This is a genomic window from Hyphomonas sp. (genome assembly GCF_037969335.1).
In the GTDB taxonomy this organism is placed as follows: Bacteria; Pseudomonadota; Alphaproteobacteria; order Caulobacterales; family Hyphomonadaceae; genus Hyphomonas.
This window is the reverse complement of the sequence record NZ_JBBKXE010000102.1, coordinates 1-3,915: the sequence shown is the minus strand read 5'-3', so window position 1 is coordinate 3,915 and position 3,915 is coordinate 1. Positions and strand designations below refer to the sequence as shown.

General features: G+C 62.7%; 5 protein-coding genes and 1 tRNA gene. 4 read left to right on the top strand and 2 right to left on the bottom strand.

What is annotated here, in order from left to right; all coding sequences use genetic code 11:
- Positions 1 to 806 (bottom strand): TraB/GumN family protein (locus AADA04_RS08035; RefSeq protein ID WP_340692738.1); only part of this gene is annotated, 806 nt, incomplete at its 3' end.
- 120 nt (positions 807 to 926) lie between these two features.
- Here AADA04_RS08035 and AADA04_RS08030 point away from each other — a divergent pair.
- From AADA04_RS08030 to AADA04_RS08020, 3 genes are all read left to right on the top strand, one after another.
- Positions 927 to 1,003 (top strand) — tRNA-Arg (locus tag AADA04_RS08030).
- Between the two features lie 70 nt (positions 1,004 to 1,073).
- Positions 1,074 to 1,724 carry a hypothetical protein gene (locus tag AADA04_RS08025; protein ID WP_340692737.1) on the top strand — a complete coding sequence of 217 codons (651 nt, stop codon included), beginning with the start codon at positions 1,074 to 1,076 and terminating at the stop codon, positions 1,722 to 1,724.
- Between the two features lie 143 nt (positions 1,725 to 1,867).
- Positions 1,868 to 2,389 carry a thioesterase family protein gene (locus tag AADA04_RS08020; RefSeq protein WP_340692736.1) on the top strand — a complete coding sequence of 174 codons (522 nt, stop codon included), beginning with the start codon at positions 1,868 to 1,870 and terminating at the stop codon, positions 2,387 to 2,389.
- Here the strand turns inward: AADA04_RS08020 and cdd are convergent.
- A complete protein-coding gene (gene cdd / locus AADA04_RS08015) occupies positions 2,386 to 2,790 on the bottom strand; it encodes a cytidine deaminase (protein WP_340692735.1) in 405 nt (134 codons plus the stop codon). The genes AADA04_RS08020 and cdd overlap by 4 nt on opposite strands.
- 116 nt (positions 2,791 to 2,906) lie before the next feature.
- Here cdd and AADA04_RS08010 point away from each other — a divergent pair, with 116 nt between their 5' ends.
- Positions 2,907 to 3,833: a nucleoside hydrolase gene (locus AADA04_RS08010; protein WP_340692734.1), complete on the top strand. Its 927-nt coding sequence runs from the start codon at positions 2,907 to 2,909 to the stop codon at positions 3,831 to 3,833.
- Positions 3,834 to 3,915 lie beyond the last annotated feature (82 nt).

The window sequence follows — 3,915 nt, the reverse complement described above, 5'->3', positions numbered from 1 at the left end:
ATCATGTCGGGATTGGCGAGCAACAGGCCGAGCCCGTTGACGTCGCCATCAGCCCATTCATCGACCAGCGCGTCCAGCGTGGCGGCGCCCTCGTCGATGGATTCCGCCGAACTGATCAGGAAATCGACCTGGACATCATCCGGCAGGCCCGCGAGCCGGCCGAGCTGGTCGTCCACGGATTCGAGATAGGCGAATGATTTTCCGGCCCCCCTGGCTTCAGCGATGAGCACCTGTTCAACGCCGGAATTCGGGTCGAATCCGTCTTTCGTCATCTGCATGACAGACAGGTTCACGGCAGCAAACCAGGGTCGCATGTTCTGCACGGCGCCAAGCGGCAGGCCGACATAGTCGAGCGCAGCCTGAAGCTCGAGTGTCTCGGCATCGCTGAGCAGGTTGGTCAGCTGGCCGCCATCCTGGAACAGGCCCTCATTGCGGACGAATTTCATCATTTCGGCGCCCGCTTCGGGACTGGACACATCGGCCTCGAACACGAGCGTATCGGCAGCATTTATGGCCGCGTCGATCTCGTCGCTGCGCCAGTCGAGTTCCGGGCGCAACAGGTGGACCGTGCCCATGATGTAAAGCGTCGTATCGGCGTCGCTGAGCACCCAGATGGCCGGTTCGCCCAAGCCGCGCGATGCCTTGGCCGCCGCCAGTGCCGCCTCTGCTGCCGTGTCCTGTTCGGCCTTGGCGGCGTCGGCCTGCGCTGCGATCGCAGCCGGATCCGGCGTCTTTTCCTTGCAGGCGACGAGGCCGGCCAGCGCGAAGCCGAGGATCAGGGAAAGGGCCAGGCCGCGTGTGCGCATCGGGTACATCCTTTTGTCGTGAGGGTCCTAGCTAGCGCAAATTCCCGCAGGCGCAAGCAACGGGGCGGCTTTGACCCGTTGCGCCCCTGCCCGGCTTGGCTTAAAGACGGCTCCTCTTTCGCACCCATAGCTCAGCTGGATAGAGCGCTGCCCTCCGAAGGCAGAGGTCACAGGTTCAAATCCTGTTGGGTGCACCATTGCTTTAGGCGCAATCAGTTGCGCGGCGGGGGCGCATTGGCTTTAGTGTCTGAAAAGGATGCCGCAGCCATGATCAAATCCATCTCCCTCGCCTTCATGGCCATCGGCCTCGCGACAACCGTTTCGGCCCAAGGCACATCCGGCATCGACGACAGCAAGCTGGTCAACAGCGTGACGCTTTCCGACATGGAGGCCATCGCGACCTCGCTGGATCATGCCGTTCTGGAGAGCGACGCAGAGGACGTTCTCATCATTGCCCAGGACGGTGACGGCCAGACATATGTCCTGGATGGAACCGCCTGCGACGAAGCCGGCGCGTGCCAGGGCCTGAACATGTTCATGTCGTATGACATGACCGACGGTATCAGCCTCGAATCCCTGAACACGGCGAGTCTCTCTTATGCGGCCGTGAGCGTCTGGCAAAGCCGCCAATCCGTTGGCGTGTCCCGGTATGTCATTCTCGATGGCGGCATGACGATCGCCAACATCAAGGTGAATATCGAAACGCTCACGGCGGTGGCCGGAAAAGTCATGATGATGGCCGACAGGTCGCATGACGATTTCGGCGACGATAGCGGCGAATACGCCCATGATGGCACATGCGACGACGTCCGCTTCACCGGCGAAGGCCGCTCGATCCTGTTGACGGACAGCCACATCGGCAAGGATGCGAGCGATTGCAGGGCCGCCTATAAAGCCGGAACGATCACGGTCAAATAGGCCCTCCTCGCACCTGCAAATCCCCGGAATCCTCATGGGCGCGCATGCGGTCCAACATGCTTTATTAGTCTGTTGCTGGCACGCTGGAATGCGGCCCGGTCTTTGCAATTGGCCCACAGGAGCAACAGGACGCACGATTAATCATGAACCTCTTTTTCCGGTTCCTCAGGATTTTCCTTCCGGCTTACTTTTCGGGTGAGCGCACGGCGCCGCTTGACGTTCATGTCATCAAATCGGCCGTCTGGATCGGCGATCATGACCCGATGGGGCACATGACCAATTCCCGCTATGCCTCGTTCACCGACCTCGGCATGCTGAACTACATCGCCCGCACGGGCTTCCTGAAAGTCTTCCGCAAGCATGGCTGGACGCCGATCATCCAGAGCGAGGCGATCAGCTTCCACCGCATGATGCGCTTCCCTCAGAAGTTCGAACTGCACACACGGCCCGTCGGCTGGGAGGGCAGCTATATCCTGTTCGAACACACATTCCTGTCGAAGGGCCGCACCGTGGCCGAGAGCCGGATGGTGGCCCGCCTGGTTGGCCGCAAGAAAGAGCGTGTGACCATCGACATGGTGTTCGAAGGCTATGGCCTGCACATGGACAGCCCGGACATATCCCCGGCCTTCCGCGCCATGCTGGACGACCTGAAAACGCGCCCCTAGAGGCGGAAACTGTTGGGCAACAGCTCTTCCACACGCATGCTTTCAATCGTGTCGCCCGTATCGGAAGCGCAATAGACAATTGTGTCCGGGCCCGCGAGCTCGGCGATACGCTGGCGGCAGCCACCGCACGGCGTGATCAGGCGCTCGCCGCCCGCCACAATCATGATCGCGCGGGCTTGCCTGCCACCGGACACCACCATGGCGCCAAGCGCCACGGCCTCGGCGCAGGTCCCAAGCGGATAGGCCGCATTCTCCATGTTGCAGCCAACCGAAACGCTGCCACGTTCATCCAGAACGGCGGCCCCGACCTGGAAATGCGAATACGGCGCGTGCGCATTGAGACGGGCCTTTCGGGCCGCCGCGACAAGGGCCGGGACATTGATTTCTGGCACGTCCGTCATGAAAATCCCCACGCTTTCCGAGCGTTGAACACAGCTCGCCACCTGATCTCACTTGCCCGGGCGGGCCCGATGGTTAGCATGCGCTGCAACACACCGACAAGGGAAGCCAGCAACGCATGACGCGACTGCCGATCATCATAGACTGCGATCCGGGCGTTGATGACGCCGTCATGCTGATGATGGCGCTGGCAAGCCCAGCGCTGGGCCTACGCGCCATCACCACCGTAGCAGGCAATGTGCCCCTGCACCTGACCAGCCGCAATGCGCGCATGATGTGCCAGATCATGGACCGGGCGGACGTGCCGGTCTTTGCCGGGTGTCCGCGTCCTATCCTGCGCAAACCGGTCACAGCCGAGCATTTCCACGGCGACAGCGGCATCGCCGGGCTCGACCCGTTCGAACCGGACGTGCCGCTCGCGGCCGGCCATGCCGTCACACACCTGATCGACACGCTGCGGTCTGCCAGTCCCGCTGAATACACGATCGTCGTCACCGGCCCGCTGACCAATATCGCGGCCGCCATTGTCATGGCGCCTGACATTGCCCGCGGCATCGACAAGCTGGTGATCATGGGCGGCGCTGACAGCGAAGGCGGCAACATCACCCCGTTTGCCGAGTTCAACATCTTCGCCGACCCGCATGCGGGCGCTGTCGTGTTCGATAGCGGCATCCCGGCCACCATCCTCAATCTCGACGTGACCCACCAGGTACGCGCCGAGCCCGACCGCCTGACGGCGCTCCGCGCGCTGCCCGGCCCGCGTGCCGCGATCATGGTACAGCTGCTGGAGGCCGCCAATGTGCTGGAAGCGCGCTGGAAGGAAGGGCGCATGACGCCGATGCATGATCCCGCCACCATCGCCTACCTGCTGGCGCCGCACCTGTTCGAAGGCCGCAAGGCGAACGTCAGCGTCGACACCGAATCCGGTACGCGCTTTGGCCAGACCCGCCTGTCCGCCCTCGAAGAAGGCCCCCACACATGGGTCACGAAGGCCGACCCGGACGGCTTTTTCGCGCTGATCGAAGACCTGGTGGGCAGCACATGATCACCGTCACCGGCTCGATCAATCTCGACATTGTCGCCACCGGCCCCGCCCTGCCCCGGCCCGGCGAAACTGTCACCAATGC

Excerpts from the sequence above, each read along its gene's own strand:
- AADA04_RS08010 (WP_340692734.1), top strand. The coding sequence starts at position 2,907 with ATGACGCGACTGCCGATCATCATAGACTGCGATCCGGGCGTTGATGAC.
- cdd (WP_340692735.1), bottom strand. The coding sequence starts at position 2,790 with ATGACGGACGTGCCAGAAATCAATGTCCCGGCCCTTGTCGCGGCGGCC.
- AADA04_RS08025 (WP_340692737.1), top strand. The coding sequence starts at position 1,074 with ATGATCAAATCCATCTCCCTCGCCTTCATGGCCATCGGCCTCGCGACA.
- AADA04_RS08020 (WP_340692736.1), top strand. The coding sequence starts at position 1,868 with ATGAACCTCTTTTTCCGGTTCCTCAGGATTTTCCTTCCGGCTTACTTT.